Here is a 19,934-nt window from a genome sequence, read left to right as displayed (position 1 = left end):
TTACACCGCATTTGTCGTAAAACCATACACACTGCGGGCCTATAAGCCAGGCGAGATATGATCTATATCAATTTCTCTTCTATAATGCTTTGTTAGTATCTCGTCGCCGACTTAATAAAGAGAGAGTTAGTGTGAAAGCTGACAACCCTTTTGATCTTTTACTCCCTGCTGCGATGGCCAAAGTGGCCGAAGAAGCAGGTGTCTATAAAGCAACGAAACACCCGATGAAGACGTTCTATCTGGCGATCACGGCTGGTGTGTTCATCTCTATCGCGTTCGTCTTCTACATCACTGCCACCACCGGTACTGCCGCGATGCCTTACGGCATGGCCAAACTGATTGGCGGCATTTGCTTCTCACTGGGTCTGATTCTGTGCGTTATCTGTGGCGCCGACCTCTTCACCTCAACGGTGCTGATTGTCGTAGCAAAAGCCAGCGGAAGAATTACCTGGGGTCAACTGGCGCGCAACTGGCTTAACGTCTATGTTGGTAACCTGATTGGCTGTCTGCTCTTTGTTTTGTTGATGTGGCTCTCTGGCGAGTATATGACCGCCAACGGTGGCTGGGGACTGAACGTCCTGCAGACCGCGGACCACAAAATGCACCACACATTTATCGAAGCGGTTGCACTTGGCATCCTCGCGAACCTGATGGTCTGTCTGGCGGTATGGATGAGTTACTCCGGCCGTAGCCTGATGGACAAAGCCATGATTATGGTTCTGCCGGTTGCGATGTTTGTTGCCAGCGGCTTCGAGCACAGTATCGCGAACATGTTTATGATCCCAATGGGTATTGTAATCCGCAACTTTGCGAGCCCGGAGTTCTGGACTGCAGTTGGTTCAACCCCGGAAAGTTTCTCTCACCTGACTATTATGAATTTCATTACTGATAACCTGATCCCTGTCACTATCGGGAACATTATCGGTGGGGGTCTGTTAGTTGGGTTGACATACTGGGTCATTTACCTGCGTGGCGACGATCATCATTGATGGTTATCTCAGGCAGTAAATAAAAAATCCACTTAAGAAGGTAGGTGTTACATGTCCGAGCTTAATGAAAAGTTAGCCACAGCCTGGGAAGGTTTTGCAAAAGGTGACTGGCAGAATGAAGTAAACGTACGTGACTTCATTCAGAAAAACTATACCCCGTATGAAGGTGACGAATCCTTCCTGGCTGGCGCAACTGAAGCGACCACCAAGCTGTGGGACAGCGTAATGGAAGGCGTAAAACTGGAAAACCGCACTCACGCGCCAGTTGATTTTGACACCTCCGTTGCTTCCACCATCACTTCTCACGATGCTGGTTACATCAACAAAGCCCTTGAGAAAATCGTTGGTCTGCAGACTGAAGCACCACTGAAACGTGCGATCATCCCGTTCGGTGGTATCAAAATGGTTGAAGGTTCCTGCAAAGCGTACAACCGCGAGCTGGACCCAATGCTGAAAAAAATCTTCACCGAATACCGTAAAACCCACAACCAGGGTGTATTCGATGTTTACACCAAAGACATTCTGAACTGCCGTAAATCCGGTGTTCTGACTGGTCTGCCAGATGCCTACGGCCGTGGCCGTATCATCGGTGACTACCGTCGCGTTGCGCTGTACGGTATCGACTTCCTGATGAAAGACAAATACGCGCAGTTCGTTTCCCTGCAGTCCGATCTGGAAAACGGCGTAAACCTGGAAGCGACCATCCGTCTGCGTGAAGAGATCGCTGAACAGCACCGTGCGCTGGGTCAGATCAAAGAGATGGCTGCTAAATATGGCTGCGATATCTCTGGTCCTGCAACTAACGCTCAGGAAGCTATCCAGTGGACCTACTTCGGCTACCTGGCCGCGGTTAAGTCTCAGAACGGTGCAGCAATGTCCTTCGGTCGTGTATCCACCTTCCTGGACGCGTACATCGAACGTGACCTGAAAGCAGGTAAAATCACCGAGCAAGACGCTCAGGAAATGATTGACCACCTGGTCATGAAACTGCGTATGGTTCGCTTCCTGCGTACCCCAGAGTATGATGAACTGTTCTCTGGTGACCCAATCTGGGCAACCGAATCTATCGGTGGTATGGGCGTAGATGGCCGTACTCTGGTCACCAAAAACAGCTTCCGCTTCCTGAACACCCTGTACACCATGGGTCCTTCTCCGGAGCCAAACATCACCGTTCTGTGGTCTGAAAAACTGCCTCTGAACTTCAAGAAATTCGCCGCTAAAGTGTCCATCGACACCTCTTCTCTGCAGTATGAGAATGATGACCTGATGCGTCCGGACTTCAACAACGACGACTACGCTATCGCATGCTGCGTAAGCCCAATGGTTGTTGGTAAACAAATGCAGTTCTTCGGTGCGCGTGCAAACCTGGCGAAAACCATGCTGTACGCTATCAACGGCGGCGTTGATGAAAAACTGAAAATGCAGGTTGGTCCTAAGTCTGAACCAATCAAAGGCGATGTGCTGAACTATGACGAAGTCATGGATCGCATGGATCACTTCATGGACTGGCTGGCGAAACAGTACGTTACTGCACTGAACGTTATCCACTACATGCACGACAAGTACAGCTACGAAGCCTCTCTGATGGCGCTGCATGACCGTGACGTTATCCGTACCATGGCGTGTGGTATCGCAGGTCTGTCCGTTGCTGCTGACTCCCTGTCTGCTATCAAATATGCGAAAGTTAAACCAATTCGTGACGAAGACGGTCTGGCTATCGACTTCGAAATCGAAGGCGAATATCCGCAGTTTGGTAACAACGACGCTCGCGTTGATGACATGGCGGTTGACCTGGTTGAACGTTTCATGAAGAAAATTCAGAAACTGACCACTTACCGTAACGCTATCCCGACTCAGTCTGTTCTGACCATCACCTCTAACGTTGTGTATGGTAAGAAAACCGGTAACACCCCAGACGGTCGTCGTGCTGGCGCGCCATTTGGCCCAGGTGCTAACCCAATGCATGGTCGTGACCAGAAAGGTGCGGTTGCCTCTCTGACTTCCGTTGCAAAACTGCCGTTTGCTTACGCGAAAGATGGTATCTCTTACACCTTCTCTATCGTGCCAAACGCGCTGGGTAAAGACGACGAAGTGCGTAAAACTAACCTCGCGGGTCTGATGGATGGTTACTTCCACCACGAAGCGTCCATCGAAGGTGGTCAGCACCTGAACGTGAACGTCATGAACCGTGAAATGCTGCTTGATGCGATGGAACACCCTGAGAAATATCCTCAGCTGACCATCCGTGTATCTGGCTACGCAGTACGCTTTAACTCCCTGACTAAAGAACAGCAGCAGGACGTTATCACCCGTACTTTCACTCAGTCCATGTAACTGGAATTGACTGAAATCACGCGTTAAAAAGCGTACAATAAAGGCTCCACGTCAGTGGGGCCTTTTTCTTCCCCACCCCAGTCTCTTTTGGCCGCTATCTATACTGAATGGATAACAGCCAAAACAGACTCGACATAGCCTTTGAGCTGTGCATCAACACAGGCCCCGGGATGGGCCAAATTCGGAGATATCACCGCAATGTCAATTATTGGTCGCATTCACTCCTTTGAATCCTGTGGCACTGTTGATGGCCCGGGCATCCGTTTTATCACCTTTTTCCAGGGCTGCCTGATGCGCTGCCTGTACTGCCACAACCGTGACACATGGGATACGCACGGCGGCAAAGAAGTGACCGTTGAAGATCTGATGAAAGAGGTGGTGACTTACCGCCACTTTATGAACGCGTCCGGCGGAGGCGTCACCGCATCCGGTGGTGAAGCCATTCTTCAGGCGGAATTTGTGCGCGACTGGTTCCGCGCCTGCCACAAAGAAGGCATACACACCTGCCTCGACACGAACGGGTTTGTGCGCCGCTACGATCCGGTCATCGATGAATTGCTTGAAGTCACCGACCTGGTCATGCTCGATCTCAAACAGATGAATGATGAGATCCACCAGAACCTGGTTGGCGTATCCAACCACCGTACGCTGGAGTTCGCCAAATATATTTCAGCCAAGGGCATCAAAACCTGGATCCGCTATGTCGTGGTTCCAGGCTGGTCTGATGATGATGATTCCGCACATCGCCTGGGCGAATTTACCCGCGATATGGGCAACGTCGAGAAAATTGAGCTTCTGCCCTACCATGAGCTGGGTAAACATAAATGGGTGGCGATGGGTGAAGAATATAAGCTTGATGGCGTTAAGCCGCCGAAGAAAGAAACGATGGAGCGCGTGAAAGGTATTCTGGAACAATACGGACACAAGGTCATGTATTAAAGAAGAGGCCCGGTAAGAACCGGGCCTTTTTGTATTTTATTTAAAGACACCATTAATAATGGAAGTCACAATCGCAGTACTCAGCGCAACCAGGACCAGATCGTCACCGACCACGCGCCATTCATAGCCAGGATAGTTAGGGAGCTGGCCCAGCATGGAGGCTGGCACGGTTTTCTTCGCAATGCCTGGAGGCAGTGGTTTGCCGCGTGCGAGGTTTTTAGCAATGCCCGGAGGCAGCGATTTATACCCCGTTAATCCATAGTTCACTGCCAGATGGCGAGCATGATCGAAGCTCACGCGAGCATCGACATCATCGCTGACGCTTTTATTCGATTTACCCGGGTTGTCCATACCACTTTTTTTATTGCCATGAGTATCGGACATTCCGTTGCCATGATTGCCGGAATTCCCGTTGCCGTGATTACCGCCATTACCTTGTCCGCCACTGTTACCGTGACCACCACCGCCATTCCCGTTTCCAGGGTTAGCCATGACCGGTGCTGTAGCAAACGTTAAAGACAACACTACTGCCAGTGCGGTAGTGGTTAAACGACGTGTAGCCATGATTGCTGCCTTTTAGTGTTAGAACTCACCTGAATTATCGCCTGGCGCGATAAACAAACAATGCGTAAAATTCTTATATGTGATGGGGACAAAAAAGCCAGTCAATGACTGGCTTTTAATTCATCAGGCATGCGCCACTGGCGTGGGATGTTCGCCCGCTTTGCGCAGTAGCATTAAGAGATAAATAAACGACACGCTGGCAATCATGATAAACAGCAAATTGTCGGAATAATTCTGCATCAGCATCGCGGTGAATGTCGGCCCCAGCAAACTGCCAATGGTATAACTTAATAACAGCGCCTGGTTCATCGCCACCAGCTGGTGATGTTCAACTTTTTCACAGGCCCAGGCCATCGCGACCGGATAAAGTGTGAAGCCTGCCGCCCCCAGAATAAACAGCGCAGGCGCCATCGCGGCATTGCTGAGCATGGCAAGGCAACCCATGATCACCACGAAGACCTGAACGCGCAACACCAGCAGACGCCCAAAACGGTCTGCCAGACGGCCAATCGGCCACTGTCCGACGATGCCCGCGCTGACCATTACCGCCATCCAGAAGCCGATCCCGGAATCACTGACGCCCTGATGGTTCAGGTAGAGCGGCATCAGACCATAAAGCGACCCCAGAACAATTCCGGAGATGATACAGCCGTTCACGCCCAGACGCGCCTGTCGCAGTCTCAGCATCGGCCAGACGTGGGTCGCTTCCTGATGCTCACTGTTTTGATTCACAATGCGAGTAAAGAGCAGCGGCAGGATCGCCGCCAGGACCATGCCCGTTACCCACGGCAGAACGCTCATCAGGTCGGTCGGCAGTTTGCTGACCATTAATTGCCCAAGCACGGTTCCGACGTAATAGACCATCATATACGCTGCCAGCAGACGTCCCCGGTTGCGCGAGGTACCGCTGCACATCAGCGCACTTTCCACCACGACCCAAATCATCGCGCAGCCTACGCCAGCGATAAAGCGCCAGATCATCCAGCTCCAGAAGCCGACCATCAGGCCCAGCCCGGCACAGCCGGCAGCGAAAATCAGCGAGGCCAGATAATAGCTGCGGTTAAAGCCAACGCGTTTAATCAGGCTCCCCGTCATCAGGGTGCCCAGCAGGTTCCCCGTGAAAAAGGACGAGCTGACCATACCCACCTGCCAGGTTGGTAAGTTTTCATGGGCAAGCCATAGCGGGACGAGCGTATTCAACACTGCGATCGCCAGGGTCAACAAAAGCAGGCCACAGAGCAACAGGAGCACTGGCCGGGTATAGATGGTCATGGATTAAAAACCGTGAGGAAGTTCAGATTTCGTGCGCATCATGCCACTGGCAAAAACAAAGTCAATCCACCGATTCAGGCGTCACGCACGATATGTGCCATGTCGATTTAAAAAACTCATCCTGCTAATGCAAAGTCTGCTACTGATATTAATTATCTGGTTGTTTTTATTTATTTCAGGGGATTTTTAATACCAAACATCAGTCGAAAAATTTCATGATGGAAAAAAGAAAAGCCGGGCGCTATGTCCCGGCTTTTTATAACGAAAAATCAAATCAGCTGGCGATAGCCATGCCTACCGTCATATGCAGGCCGTAAAACACACCGCGACCGATCAACTCCCCTGCCAGCACCAGCACAAAGGCCACTGACAGTAACGGCAGTGCGGGCTGATAACCTTTAAGCTGAGGGGCAATCCAGCACACCAGCGCAACAGCCAGCAACACCACACGCCAGGCCATCAGAGAACCGTACTCTGGCACCAGGGCTGAGGCCTGCTGAATGGAGCTGTGAATGGTTGCCAGCTCAGCGCCCTGCATCAGCGCAACCATCGTGCTTACCACCAGCGCCAACAGCGAAACGGCAGGGAGCAGACGCATCGCCCAGCCGTCCACACCCGCCACGCGCAGCAGCAGGTAGCCCAGCAGCGGCCCGCCGATAAACATCGTCAGGAAGAAACTCATTGGCGTCCAGACGCTATACCAGGTGGGAACGGTATCGATGGTGTTATAAACCCGCACCATCATCCACACGAAGACCACGCCCAGCACCATTGTCACGATCAGCCACACGTTGCGCAGCCCCGCAGGAAGCTTTTTCAGGGCTGCCAGCAGCCACCCCAACCCACCGACGGCAAAGAAGATCGCCCCGCTGGCAATTTCGTTACTCAGTGAGGATGCCCCCACGCGATTGAGAGAGTTGAACGCGCGCATTGGCGAGCCGAGGTGCAGCGTAGAGGCAATAAAACCGATCCCCATCAACACCCACAGACCAAACATACTCAGCACCACGCGCTGCTGCTGTTCAGCTTTCAAATCGCCTTTCAGTAACGCCAGCGCGAGCACAATAAAGCCACCCGCCACGCACTGCCCAAAGACCGTGAAGATCATCAGCGGCCATTCATGCCATCCACTTCCCATCTCACACCTCCTTCGGGTTTGCCAGATAGCCGGTGGTATCTCCCGTCGGGCGGCTGTTGGCGTTAGGTTTAATCACAATGCTTGGCTTCGTGAAGTGCGCAGACGGCAGCGGCGCGACGGCCGCAAGCTGGCCGTGTTTTTTACGCAGCTCGTCAATCGGGCCGAAGTCCAGCGCGCGCAGCGGACAGGACTCCACGCAAATCGGCTTTTTGCCCTCTGCGACGCGGTCATGGCAGCCGTCGCACTTGGTCATGTGGCCTTTGGCAGCGTTGTACTGCGGCGCACCGTAAGGACAGGCCATATGGCAGTAGCGGCAGCCAATGCAGACGTCTTCATTCACTACCACAAACCCGTCGTCGCGCTTGTGCATCGCCCCGCTCGGGCACACTTTGGTGCAGGCCGGGTCTTCACAGTGGTTACAGGCAATCGACAGATAATAGGCAAAGACGTTCTGATGCCAGACGCCGTTATCCTCCTGCCAGTCGCCGCCCGCGTATTCGTAGATCCGGCGGAAGCTGACGTCCGGGGTCAGGTCTTTGTAATCCTTGCAGGCCAGCTCGCAGGTTTTGCACCCGGTGCAACGGCTGGAGTCAATAAAAAATCCATACTGGGTTGTCATCGGTTACTCCTTACACCTTCTCAACCTGAACAAGGTTTGTGTGGGACGGGTTGCCTTTCGCCAGCGGCGATGGGCGCTGCGTGGTCAGTACGTTAATACTGCCAGCCTGGTCGATGCGGTTTGCATCCGGGCTGTACCACGCGCCTTCCCCCAGCGCGACAACACCAGGCATCATGCGGGGCGTCACTTTGGCTTCGATATGCACCTCGCCGCGATCGTTAAAGATACGCACGCGATCGCCATTGCTGATACCTCGCGCTTTCGCATCCATCGGGTTAATCCACATCTCCTGGCGGCAGGCGGCTTTCAGCACATCAACGTTGCCGTAGGTGGAGTGAACGCGCGCTTTGTAGTGGAATCCGGTCAGTTGCAGCGGGAATTTTGCGGTCAGCGGATCGTTATAGTTTTCAAACCCGGGCGTGTAGATCGGCAGGGGATCGATAACATCCCCTTCCGGCAATTCCCAGGTTGCGGCAATGTTTGCCAGCTCTTCGGAGTAAATCTCGATTTTGCCCGATGGCGTGGTCAGCGGATTCGCCTGCGGATCGTCGCGGAAGGCTTTGTACGCCACGTGGTGCCCTTGCGGATCGCGCTGTTTATAGATGCCCTGCTTGCGGAAGGTATCGAAATCCGGCAGGTCAGGGATCGCTTTACGGGAAAGTTCATGCAGATGACGCATCCACTCTTCCTGAGTGCGGCCTTCTGTGAACTGTTGTTCGACACCAAGACGTTTCGCCAGCTCAGAGGTCATCTCATAGATGGTTTTGCACTCGAAACGCGGTTTGATGGCCCGGTCGGTGAAGATCACGTAGGACATGTTGCCGCAGGAGGCATCCAGCGCGAAATCCATCTGCTCCGAGGCGGTGCAATCCGGCAGCAGAATATCCGCATATTTCGCCGATGAGGTCATGTGGCAGTCGATCACCACAATCATCTCGCACTTCTTGTCATCCTGCAGGATTTCGTGGGTGCGGTTGATCTCCGAGTGCTGGTTAATAAGGCAGTTACCGGCGTAGTTCCAGATCATCTTGATCGGCACATCCAGCTTGTCTTTGCCCCGTACGCCATCGCGCAGGGCGGTCATCTCCGGCCCGCGCTCAATGGCGTCGGTCCACATAAACATGGAGATACTGGTCTGAACCGGGTTTTCCAGGGTTGGCATCCGTTCAAACGGCAGCGAATAGGAACCTTCGCGCGCGCCACTATTCCCACCATTAATACCCACGTTACCGGTCAGAATGGAGAGCATCGAAATAGCACGAGTGGCGATTTCGCCATTCGCGTGACGCTGTGGCCCCCAGCCCTGGCTGATATAGGCCGGTTTCGCTGAACCGATTTCACGCGCCAGCTGGACAATACGTTCCGCCGGTATCCCGGTGATTTTTGATGCCCACTCCGGGGTTTTCGCCACGCCGTCACTGCCCTGGCCCAGAATATACGCCTTGTAATGCCCGTTGGCAGGCGCACTGGCGGGCAGGGTTTTCTCGTCATAGCCGACGCAGTATTTATCGAGGAATGGCTGATCGACAAGGTCCTCGGTGATCATGACCCACGCCAGCGCGCTGACCAGCGCCGCATCGGTGCCCGGGCGAATGGGGATCCACTCATCTTCCCGGCCTGCCCCCGTATCGGTATAACGCGGATCGATGATGATCATCCGGGCGTTAGATTTGGCGCGAGCCTGTTCAAGGTAATAGGTTACCCCACCGCCGCTCATCCGCGTTTCACCAGGGTTGTTACCGAAAAGCACCACCAGTTTACTGTTTTCGATATCGGACGGGCTGTTACCGTCTGCCCAGCCACCGTAGGTGTAGTTCAGGCCGGCAGCAATCTGTGCAGAAGAGTAGTCACCGTAGTGATTGAGATAACCGCCGCAGCAGTTCATCAAGCGCGCCACCAGCGTTTTACCCGGTGGCCAGGAGCGGGTCAGCGTTCCCCCGAGCGTTCCGGTGCCATAGTTCAGGTAGATGGATTCGTTACCGTACTCTTTTATCAGACGCTGCATATTGCTGGCGATGATATCGTAAGCTTCATCCCAGCTGATGCGCTCGAACTTCCCTTCCCCGCGCTTACCGACGCGTTTCATCGGGTACTTCAGACGGTCCGGGTTATAAACCCGGCGGCGCATTGAGCGGCCACGCAGACAGGCGCGAACCTGATGCAAGCCGTCGTAGTTATCGTCACCGGTATTGTCGGTTTCGACGTATTTGATCTCGCCATCCACCACATGCATACGTAATGGACAACGGCTACCACAGTTTACGGTACAGGCGCTCCACACCACGTTTTCCGGGGCCGTAGCCGGGGACAACGCATCCGCCGCCGACGCCAGTCGGGTAAAAGGGAGAGTGAAGGCACTGCTGGCAACGGCGAGACCGCCAATTGCCGTGGTTTTCATCAACCCACGGCGAGTGACCTCGGCAGCCATTAACGCTTCAGGCGCTTTGATTTTCATAAAGACTCACTTTGGTTGCTCACAAAGAATAAGGGGCGGAATTAACCGCGATATAGTTTTATATATAACGAGCTAATGCGTTATGCGTGTTTTATGCTGGCTTTCATTCGCAGGAGTATTACTACTTTAGAGGGAGGGGGTATTGCGTCGTATCAAACCGAGGGTATAAAAAAAGCGCCAAAAGGCGCTTTTTTGTTGTAAGGCAAAGAATTAGCCGATGTACTGCTGGCCTTTCATGTATGGGCGCAGCACTTCAGGGATCTCAATACGTCCGTCTGCCTGCTGATAGTTTTCCAGCACGGCAACCAGCGTACGGCCAACAGCCAGACCAGAGCCGTTCAGGGTATGCACCAGACGGGTTTTCTTGTCGGACTTGCTGCGGCAGCGTGCCTGCATACGACGCGCCTGGAAATCCCAGACGTTAGAGCAGGAGGAGATTTCACGGTAGGTGTTCTGCGCAGGTACCCACACTTCCAGATCGAAGGTTTTGCAGGCGCCAAAGCCCATATCACCGGTGCACAGCGCCATACGACGGTACGGCAGACCGAGCAGCTCCAGCACTTTCTCCGCGTGGCCGGTCATCTCTTCCAGCGCGTCCATGGACTCTTCCGGACGAACGATCTGTACCATCTCAACTTTATCGAACTGGTGCATACGGATCAGACCACGCGTGTCACGGCCGTAAGAACCCGCTTCAGAGCGGAAGCACGGAGAGTGCGCCGTCAGTTTGATTGGCAGGTCGTCTTCGTCGATGATCTCATCACGCACGAGGTTGGTCAGCGGCACTTCCGCGGTTGGGATCAGCGCGTAGTTGCTGCTGTCGGCTTCCTCGTCCAGCGGACGGGTATGGAATAGATCGCCGGCAAATTTCGGCAGTTGTCCGGTACCGTACAGAGTATCGTGGTTAACCAGATACGGAACGTAGGTTTCGCTGTAACCGTGCTGCTCAGTGTGCAGATCCAGCATGAACTGTGCCAGTGCACGGTGCAGATGAGCAATCTGACCTTTCATCACCACGAAGCGAGAACCGGTCAGCTTCACGGCTGCCGCAAAGTCCAGGCCCGCGTGCATTTCGCCCAGAGTAACGTGATCGCGAACCTCGAAGTCGAACTCACGAGGCGTACCCCAGCGTTTCACTTCAACGTTGTCGTTTTCGTCTTTACCGACAGGAACGCTGTCGTCAGGAATGTTCGGGATAGCCAGGGCGATATCACGAATTTCGGCCTGAAGAACGTCCAGCTCAGCTTTCGCCTGGTCCAGCTCTTCACCCAGTTTGTTCACTTCCAGGCGTAATGGCTCAATATCTTCCCCGCGCGCTTTCGCCTGGCCGATGGACTTCGATCGAGAGTTACGCTCTGCCTGCAGATTTTCAGTTTGTACCTGCAGAACTTTACGACGCTCTTCAAGAGCGCGCAGCTTATCTACATCCAGCTTAAAGCCCCGGCGTGCCAGTTTTTCAGCGACTGCGTCTGGCTCATTACGCAGCAGATTGGGATCGAGCATGCTTATCCTGTGCTTATCGAATTAAAATAGGAAAATGTGGCCACAGCCTGCGGCCACAGGGATACAATGCCAACATTACCGCAACGACTGAACTAACGGTAGCGTTTTATAGGGCTATTTTGATCCTGTGCGGCGAGCCAGGCGAGCTTTTCGCCAATCTTGCCTTCAAGACCTCTGTTTGTGGGGTGATAATAGCGGGTTTGTGCCATTTCCTGCGGGAAATACTCCTCCCCGGCCGCGTAAGCGTTGGGTTCATCGTGAGCGTAACGATACTCCTGCCCGTACCCCATCTCTTTCATCAGCTTCGTTGGCGCATTACGCAGATGCACCGGCACATCGTAGTCCGGGCGCTCACGCGCATCCGACATGGCCGCTTTAAATGCGGTATAGACGGCATTACTTTTCGGCGCGCAGGCCAGATAGACAATCGCCTGGGCAATAGCGCGCTCACCTTCTGCCGGCCCGACGCGAGTAAAACAATCCCAGGCCGAAAGCGCCACCTGCATGGCGCGCGGATCGGCATTGCCAACATCTTCTGAAGCAATCGCCAGACAGCGACGCGCGACGTACAGCGGATCGCCACCGGCAGTGATAATGCGTGCGTACCAGTAAAGCGCGGCATCCGGCGCGCTGCCGCGTACCGACTTATGCAGCGCCGAGATCAGATCGTAAAAGCGATCGCCTTTGTTATCAAAACGGGCGCTACGCTCACCGGCAATTTCGGTCAACAGTTCCGGTTTTAATACCCGTTTGCCGGCGTCGTCGACTTCGGCCATATCGGCCATCATTTCCAGAGTATTCAGTGCCCGCCGCGCATCGCCGTTGACTAGCTCCGCAATTGCCCGACGCGTGTCGTCAGGCAGGACAATGTCCTGTCCGCCATAGCCGCGGGCTTTGTCGTCCATCGCCTGGGTGAGGACGTTTTCAATATCCTCGGTGGTGAGCGATTTAAGCAGGTAGACGCGCGCCCGGGAAAGCAGTGCCGAGTTGAGTTCAAACGACGGGTTTTCGGTGGTGGCACCAATGAAAAAGATGGTGCCATCTTCGATGTGCGGCAGGAATGCATCCTGCTGACTTTTATTGAAGCGATGGACTTCGTCCACAAAGAGGATGGTTCGTCGCCCGGCGTTACGGTTCTGGCGCGCGCGCTCGATTGCCTCGCGGATCTCCTTCACACCGGATGTGACGGCCGAGATGCGCTCGACGTCCGCGTTAGCGTAGCGGGCGATCACTTCAGCAAGCGTGGTTTTACCGGTACCGGGTGGTCCCCAGAGGATCATCGAGTGCAGATGCCCGGCTTCAATGGCCCGCGGCAACGGCTTACCCGCAGCCAGCAGGTGCTGCTGGCCAATATACTGAGCTAAATTTTCTGGCCGCATACGCGCGGCCAGAGGTTGAAACGCATTATCTGAAAAATCGAGCGACAGGTTGCCCACTCATGCCTCTTACTTACGTTGGTCGTCCACCGTTACGCCCTGCGGCGGGGTAAAGGTAAATTTAGATGCATCGACAGCGCCATTTTGCTGTGATTTGAGCTGATAGCTGCTGCGCTGATCGTCCTGCTCAACGGCGCCGAACTGATTGATGGTACCGTTGGTGCTTACATTGATGGTGAACTGCTTCAGGTTGCCGTTGCTTCCTTTTGGCGTCAGGACAAACTCATCACCGTTCTGCTTAATATTATACTGCTGCCAGTCGCTGGCCTGGTTACGGGCTATCAGCATAAAGGGCGTGTTGCTGGTCGCATCTTTCAGCCAGGTGGCGGTTGCCTGCTCAACAAACGGGTTGAAGAACCACAGGGTTTTGCCGTCAGAGACCAGGATGCTCTCATCCGGCTGAGTCATGTGCCAGTTGAAAAGATTTGGGCGTTTTACCCACAGATCGCCTTGGCCTTCCTGCACCGCATTACCGCTGCCGTCAGTCACTTTTTGCGTGAAGCTGGCGTGGAAGCTGCTCACTTTATCCAGGCGGCTTTTAAGGTCGCTGGCCGCATCAGCCCAGACGCTGCTGGCGACAAAACTGGTGAGTAATGCACAGGCGATTGCGATTTTTTTCATTGTTGTTCCTTAAAATACGTCATCCCGAAATGGGGTTTCCGTTTTCTATTCTGGACCTGCCCGCAGGCAGGTGACAGAAGAAAATGCTTAAATTTGGCTGATTTACCCTTCTTTGCACACGCTGAAGATCAATCAAACGGCGGCGGAGCCAGCACCTCACGGTTACCGTTATGCCCCTGCTCACTGACAATGCCCTGGGCTTCCATCTGCTCAATGATGCGCGCCGCGCGGTTGTAGCCAATACGGAACTGACGCTGAACGCCGGAGATCGACGCTTTGCGTTTTTCGGTAACAAAATTAACCGCCTGGTCGAATAACGGATCCAGCTCTTCGCCGCCGTCAAAGCCACCGCCGCCGCCTTCGCTTTCGCTGTCGGAGGTAATGCCGTCAACGTATTGTGGACGACCGCGCGCTTTCCAGTCCTGCACCACGGCATGCACTTCCTGGTCGCGAACGAATGCGCCGTGAACGCGCACCGGAGAGGTGGAGTTCGGGCCGGAGTAGAGCATATCCCCCATCCCCAGCAGCGATTCAGCACCGCCCTGATCAAGGATGGTACGCGAGTCAATTTTGCTTGATACGGTAAAGGCGATACGGGTCGGAATGTTGGCTTTAATCAGACCCGTAATGACGTCCACAGAAGGACGCTGCGTCGCCAGGACAAGGTGAATACCGGCCGCACGCGCTTTCTGTGCCAGACGGGCAATCAACTCTTCCACTTTCTTACCGACGGTCATCATCAGGTCGGCGAACTCATCCACCAGCACGACGATGTAAGGCAGTTTTTCCAGCACCGGATGTTGGGCATCCATGCTATCGCCCGGTTTCCAGTATGGATCGGGAATTGGACGACCCATCCGCGCCGCCTCGGCGATTTTCTCGTTATAACCGGCAAGGTTACGCACGCCCAGAGCCGACATCAGCTTATAACGGCGCTCCATCTCGTTGACGCTCCAGCGCAGGGCGTTGGCCGCGTCTTTCATGTCGGTCACAACTTCCGTCAGCAGATGCGGGATCCCCTCATAGACCGACAGTTCCAGCATTTTCGGATCGATCATGATGAAACGGACATCTTCAGGCTGCGCTTTGTAGAGCATGCTGAGGATCATGGCATTCACACCCACCGACTTACCGGAACCGGTTGTACCCGCGACCAGCAGGTGAGGCATTTTCGCCAGATCGGCTACCACCGGCTCACCCGCGATATCTTTACCCAGCACCACGGTCAGTGGTGAAGGGTTGTCGCGGAATTTGGTGTTATCCAGCACTTCACGCAGGTAAACGGTCTGACGTTTTTTGTTCGGCAGCTCAAGGCCGACATAAGGTTTACCAGGAATGACTTCAACCACACGAACCGCAACGGTCGACAGAGAACGCGCCAGGTCGCGGGACAGGTTTGAAATACGCGCGGCTTTAACGCCAGGCGCCAGGTTGAGTTCGAAACGGGTAATGACAGGGCCTGGAGAGTAGTTGACCACGTCCGCTTTAATGCGGAAGTCAGCCAGACGCGCTTCTACCAGACGGGCCATTTGCTCCAGCGCGAAGGTATCGACCGGCTCAACTTCTGCTGGCGGCGGCGTTAACAGATCCAGCGACGGCAGAGGCGTGCTCGGACGTTGCAACGGACGACTGTCACCGTTACGCATCAGCAGCGGATGAATGAGACTTTCCTGCGGCTGTGCCTGAGGCTGCTGGAATTGCGGCTGCTGTGGCTGCTGTGGCTGCTGTGGCTGCTGTGGCTGCTGTGGCTGCGCATAAGATTGTGGCGCAGGCTGCTGCGGCTGGGCGTACGCCTGTGGCGCAGGGGCCGGCTGCTGACGCACCGGCTCGGCTTCCGGCATGACGCTCGGCGTGAACAGCGGTTCACTCGGACCATCACCCACCAGATCTTTCATCGGTGAGAATTCGAAATCCGACAGCGAGAACGGGTTCGCACCAGCAGGCTGCTCGCCTGAATAGCGTTGCTGCTGGGTGGCCGCAAACTGGCGTGCTAATTCTGCCTCTGCTGCATCATCATCGTCCGCCTGAGCAGGATGATCGTGCTGATACTCCTCGCCATAGCGCTGATGCTGCTGTGCGGCGAACTGACGCGCCAGTTCGTCCTGCTGCATTTCATCTGCATCATCGTCGTAATCAGATTCACGGGCTTTCTCCTCAGCCATACGCTGAGAAGGCAGCTTAATGCCATAGGATGCCAGCTCGCGGCGGGTTGGCACACGCACGCGGTTAGGACGCGGCAATTGCGGACCAATCCCCTCTTTTACCTGAGGACGTGGTGTTCCACCTGTCGCCAGGCTAAAGACCGGCGCCGCAGCCGAAGCGGCTGCTGTAGCCTGTTTCACGCTCTCTGCCACTGGTGCAACCGCAGGCGTTGGAGTAACCGGCGGTGCTGAGACAGAAGGTGTATTCACAACAGGCTCCTGCACCGGCTCAGGAACAGGCTGATACCATGCTGCCAGTTGCTCGCGCTCACGGGCACGGCGCTCTTCAACCTCTTCGAAATAGTACATTGGCGGACGAGACGGTTTGACCTCTTCCACCACCTCAGGTTCTGGTTGAGGCGCGACATAAGGCTCAGCAGGCTGAACAGGCTCAGGGACATACTCCTGATACGGTTGCGCGACGGGCTGCTCGTCGTACGGGTACCCCTGCGGCTCATGAACGGGCTCAGGCTGATAAGGTTGCTGCCACGGTTCCTGCTGGACCGGCGCATAGCTTTCTGGCTCTGGTGCGATAACCGGCTCTGGCGTATGAACGCCAGGCGCCGTTTGCCACTCTACCTGAGGCTGTTGAATAGCGGACTCGGGAGCGGGAACCGACGCAGACGGCATAACGGCTTCCGCTGGTGCTGCATAAGCCTGTGCCGCCGTGGTCGCGGCTGCCGCGGCGGCAACTGGTGCGGTAACAGAGTGACCGTTTAGCAGTGGATCGTATTCATCAAAATCGCCCGGCGTGGCGCGACTGCCAGAGAAAAGCACATCATCAGGATCGACGGCGGCACCGGCTGAACGGTACTCAACATGATCGTCTTCGTCCATACGTTTACCGGAAAAGAGCGCCGCATCGGTTTTACGGCCCAGCGGGTTGGCAAATTTCTCGGCGACGCGCTGACGGCGTGCCAGTGCTCCACGCAAAATACGTGCACGACGAGATTCACGACGCTGTACTGGCGCATCGTATTCCTCTTCGTACTCATCTTCATATTCGTCTTCATCAACCCATGTGTCGTCACGACGGGTACGGTTGCTGGCAAAGGTCAGAATAGTGAGGACAAAACTGCCGATCTTCTCGGCAATGCTCACCCACGACCAGCCGGTGAACAGCGTTAATCCTGCCGCCCAGATACACAGCAATGTCAGGGTACCGCCGCTGCTGTGAAGCATAGGCTGCAACGCAGAGCTCAGCAGGCTACCGATGACCCCGCCAGAGGCGAAATACCAGATGTCATCGGCGTTGATGGCTGCCAGCCCGCAGGAGGTGAGGATCAACGCCAGCGCGCCTATCAGGCGCAGCGAAACCGCGAAATAGTCGATGTAGTCGTCGTTCTGACGATGGCGCCAGGCAAACCAGCATCCGCCAATAATAATGACGGGAATGGTATAGGCCATCACACCGAAAATGAAAAACAGGGTGTCCGCAAGCCAGGCACCGGGAACGCCGCCTAAATTATGGATAGGCTCATGCCATGCAGTTTGTGACCAGCTGGGATCTGAGGGGTTGAAACTGAGTAAGGCTGCCATCAGCCAGACGGCAAAAAGGGCAATAACAATCAGCAACGCCTCAAGGAGCCGACGTCCGCTGCTTAGCTTCGATAATGTGACTTCTTTGTCTTCAGTGTATTCCTGGCTCAAGAAAGGCTCTCCAGGTATCAGGCATATCCTGCCTGTTTGCTAAAACGGACAACAGCGCCGGGACACCCCGGCACTGTTGCTGTATGGATTAACAGGAGTGTAATCAAACTACACTGATTTTGCACCTGTTCCGTGTTAGCGCGTCTTAATAACCAGACGATTGCTCTGTTTGACCTCTTCCATCACCACATAGGTACGGGTGTCGTTCACGCCTGGCAGACGCAGCAGGGTTTCACCCAGCAGCTTACGGTAGGCGGACATATCTGGTACGCGGGTTTTCAACAGGTAGTCGAAATCGCCAGAAACCAGATGACACTCTTGAATTTCTTCAAGTTTTTGTACAGCGGCGTTAAATTGCTCAAACACATCCGGTGCACCACGATTCAGAGTAATCTCAACAAATACCAGAAGTGAGGCATCCAGATAATGCGGGTTCAGCAGAGCCGTATAGCCCTGAATAAAACCCTGTCTTTCCAGTCGGCGCACACGCTCAAGGCACGGCGTCGGGGAAAGTCCCACACGTTTTGAAAGCTCGACGTTGGAAATACGCCCATCCTTTTGCAATTCATTAAGAATGTTACGATCGATACGGTCGAGATCTTTGCCAGGGCGCTTCTTGCTATCTACCATTATTATTGTCTCTCTGTATTCCTTCCCTACTCCTGCCTGGACCCTGTGCACATCACTGTTCAGAGCCTGTACCCGTTAGTCATCACATCGCCTGGTTATCTATTAGACGCGATGCGGATTCGGGTTCTGTTGGTAAGAAGACCGTTGCCCGAAGGCAGTCACCGACATCACGTATGGCGTCTGTCCACGCCATGCGTAGATTTCACTGACCCGGTAAAAATGGCATTTACATGCATGCCTATGCGGCACACGGTTAACGCGGTTTTTTTTCTTCCTTGAATGTTTTCGCAAAAGCGCAGGGGATTGTCAAAGCAAAACATCGATTTTTAGTACAACATGCCGGATATTCATTTCGGTAGGGTATTAATCCTCATTTTATTGCCTTATAAACAAGCGAATTTAAGAAGTAAGCCTGATGTTATAGCGCTCAATTTATCGTCATTGCCTATCGTACAGATTGAGATCAACATTGCTGTGCTCTTTTTTTACGGCAACAAATTCCCTACAATCCAGCCAACTGTCTGCCAACAACAATGGGGATCTCATGGGCACGGCCAAACACAGTAAGCTGCTAATTCTTGGTTCTGGACCTGCGGGATATACCGCGGCGGTCTATGCTGCACGCGCTAACCTGCAACCGGTTTTGATTACCGGTATGGAAAAAGGCGGTCAGCTGACCACCACCACTGAAGTGGAAAACTGGCCAGGCGACCCTAACGACCTGACCGGGCCGCTGCTGATGGAGCGTATGCACGAGCATGCGGCTAAATTCGAAACCGAAATTCTGTTCGACCATATTAACAAGGTCGATTTGCAGAACCGTCCGTTCCGCCTGACGGGCGACAACGGCGAGTACACCTGCGATGCGCTGATCATCGCAACGGGCGCTTCTGCCCGCTACCTTGGCCTGCCGTCAGAAGAGGCGTTCAAAGGTCGCGGCGTTTCTGCCTGCGCAACCTGCGACGGTTTCTTCTATCGCAACCAGAAAGTCGCGGTCATCGGCGGCGGTAACACCGCCGTAGAAGAGGCGCTCTATCTGGCGAACATCGCTTCTGAAGTGCACCTGATCCACCGTCGCGATACCTTCCGCGCCGAGAAGATCCTGATCAAACGTCTGATGGATAAAGTGGCGAGCGGCAACATTGTGCTGCACACCAACCGTACGCTGGAAGAAGTGACGGGCGATCAGATGGGCGTTGCCGGTCTGCGTATTCGTGATACCCAGAACACCGACAACGTCGAAACGCTGGAAGTGGCGGGCCTGTTTGTGGCTATCGGCCACAGCCCGAACACGGCGATCTTCGAGGGGCAACTGGAGCTGGAAAACGGCTACATCAAAGTGCAGTCCGGTATTCACGGCAACGCGACCCAGACCAGCATCCCGGGTGTGTTCGCTGCTGGTGACGTCATGGACCACATTTACCGTCAGGCGATCACCTCCGCAGGCACCGGTTGCATGGCCGCGCTGGACGCTGAACGCTACCTTGATGGGCTGGCTGAACAAGGTAAATAATCTTTACAAGTCAGTAACAAACGTAAATAAAGGCGGCGATAAGTCGCCTTTATTGTCTCCTCGTTGTAAC

14 protein-coding genes are annotated in these 19,934 nt (G+C 54.4%); 4 read left to right on the top strand and 10 right to left on the bottom strand.

Annotated features, from left to right (window positions below; all coding sequences use genetic code 11):
• Nucleotides 1-131: 131 nt before the first annotated feature.
• From focA to pflA, 3 genes are all read left to right on the top strand, one after another.
• Complete coding sequence (gene focA / locus ACMWKA_RS01835; RefSeq protein ID WP_013097310.1) at nucleotides 132-989, top strand: formate transporter FocA; 858 nt, start codon at nucleotides 132-134, stop codon at nucleotides 987-989.
• 51 nt (nucleotides 990-1,040) lie between these two features.
• Nucleotides 1,041-3,323, top strand: a complete 2,283-nt coding sequence (pflB, locus tag ACMWKA_RS01830; protein WP_013097311.1) for a formate C-acetyltransferase — start codon at nucleotides 1,041-1,043, stop codon at nucleotides 3,321-3,323.
• 198 nt (nucleotides 3,324-3,521) lie between these two features.
• Entirely contained in the window at nucleotides 3,522-4,262 is a 741-nt protein-coding gene (gene pflA, locus ACMWKA_RS01825; RefSeq protein WP_014831281.1) for a pyruvate formate lyase 1-activating protein, read from the top strand.
• A gap of 36 nt (nucleotides 4,263-4,298) precedes the next feature.
• On the opposite strand, the gene ACMWKA_RS01820 is transcribed toward pflA, so the two are convergent.
• The 10 genes from ACMWKA_RS01820 to lrp form a co-directional block, all read right to left on the bottom strand.
• Complete coding sequence (locus ACMWKA_RS01820) at nucleotides 4,299-4,826, bottom strand: anti-virulence regulator CigR family protein (protein ID WP_414759944.1); 528 nt, start codon at nucleotides 4,824-4,826, stop codon at nucleotides 4,299-4,301.
• Nucleotides 4,827-4,949: 123 nt separating this feature from the next.
• The gene (locus ACMWKA_RS01815) at nucleotides 4,950-6,098 is read right to left on the bottom strand and encodes an MFS transporter (protein WP_013097314.1); all 1,149 of its coding nucleotides are present in this window, start codon (nucleotides 6,096-6,098) and stop codon (nucleotides 4,950-4,952) included.
• A gap of 274 nt (nucleotides 6,099-6,372) precedes the next feature.
• Nucleotides 6,373-7,236 (bottom strand): dimethyl sulfoxide reductase anchor subunit family protein, encoded by an 864-nt coding sequence (locus ACMWKA_RS01810; protein WP_058651188.1) that lies wholly within the window; start codon nucleotides 7,234-7,236, stop codon nucleotides 6,373-6,375.
• A gap of 1 nt (nucleotide 7,237) precedes the next feature.
• Entirely contained in the window at nucleotides 7,238-7,855 is a 618-nt protein-coding gene (gene dmsB / locus ACMWKA_RS01805; RefSeq protein WP_029882994.1) for a dimethylsulfoxide reductase iron-sulfur subunit DmsB, read from the bottom strand.
• Between the two features lie 10 nt (nucleotides 7,856-7,865).
• A complete protein-coding gene (dmsA, locus tag ACMWKA_RS01800; protein ID WP_102752531.1) occupies nucleotides 7,866-10,310 on the bottom strand; it encodes a dimethylsulfoxide reductase subunit A in 2,445 nt (814 codons plus the stop codon).
• Nucleotides 10,311-10,520: 210 nt separating this feature from the next.
• Nucleotides 10,521-11,813 carry a serine--tRNA ligase gene (gene serS / locus ACMWKA_RS01795; RefSeq protein WP_008499983.1) on the bottom strand — a complete coding sequence of 431 codons (1,293 nt, stop codon included), beginning with the start codon at nucleotides 11,811-11,813 and terminating at the stop codon, nucleotides 10,521-10,523.
• A 92-nt stretch (nucleotides 11,814-11,905) separates the two neighbouring features.
• A complete protein-coding gene (rarA, locus tag ACMWKA_RS01790) occupies nucleotides 11,906-13,249 on the bottom strand; it encodes a replication-associated recombination protein RarA (protein WP_414759943.1) in 1,344 nt (447 codons plus the stop codon).
• 9 nt (nucleotides 13,250-13,258) lie between these two features.
• A complete protein-coding gene (gene lolA, locus ACMWKA_RS01785) occupies nucleotides 13,259-13,870 on the bottom strand; it encodes an outer membrane lipoprotein chaperone LolA (protein WP_013097319.1) in 612 nt (203 codons plus the stop codon).
• Between the two features lie 128 nt (nucleotides 13,871-13,998).
• Nucleotides 13,999-17,721: a DNA translocase FtsK gene (gene ftsK / locus ACMWKA_RS01780; protein ID WP_414759942.1), complete on the bottom strand. Its 3,723-nt coding sequence runs from the start codon at nucleotides 17,719-17,721 to the stop codon at nucleotides 13,999-14,001.
• A 135-nt stretch (nucleotides 17,722-17,856) separates the two neighbouring features.
• A complete protein-coding gene (gene lrp / locus ACMWKA_RS01775; protein WP_000228469.1) occupies nucleotides 17,857-18,351 on the bottom strand; it encodes a leucine-responsive transcriptional regulator Lrp in 495 nt (164 codons plus the stop codon).
• 544 nt (nucleotides 18,352-18,895) lie between these two features.
• Here lrp and trxB point away from each other — a divergent pair.
• Nucleotides 18,896-19,864 (top strand): thioredoxin-disulfide reductase, encoded by a 969-nt coding sequence (gene trxB, locus ACMWKA_RS01770; RefSeq protein ID WP_414759941.1) that lies wholly within the window; start codon nucleotides 18,896-18,898, stop codon nucleotides 19,862-19,864.
• Nucleotides 19,865-19,934: the final 70 nt, after the last annotated feature.

This window comes from Enterobacter sp. 03-F-07-AD-ECC, from assembly GCF_047530935.1.
Classification (GTDB): domain Bacteria; phylum Pseudomonadota; class Gammaproteobacteria; order Enterobacterales; family Enterobacteriaceae; genus Enterobacter; species Enterobacter cloacae.
This window is presented reverse-complemented; position numbering and strand designations above follow the sequence as displayed.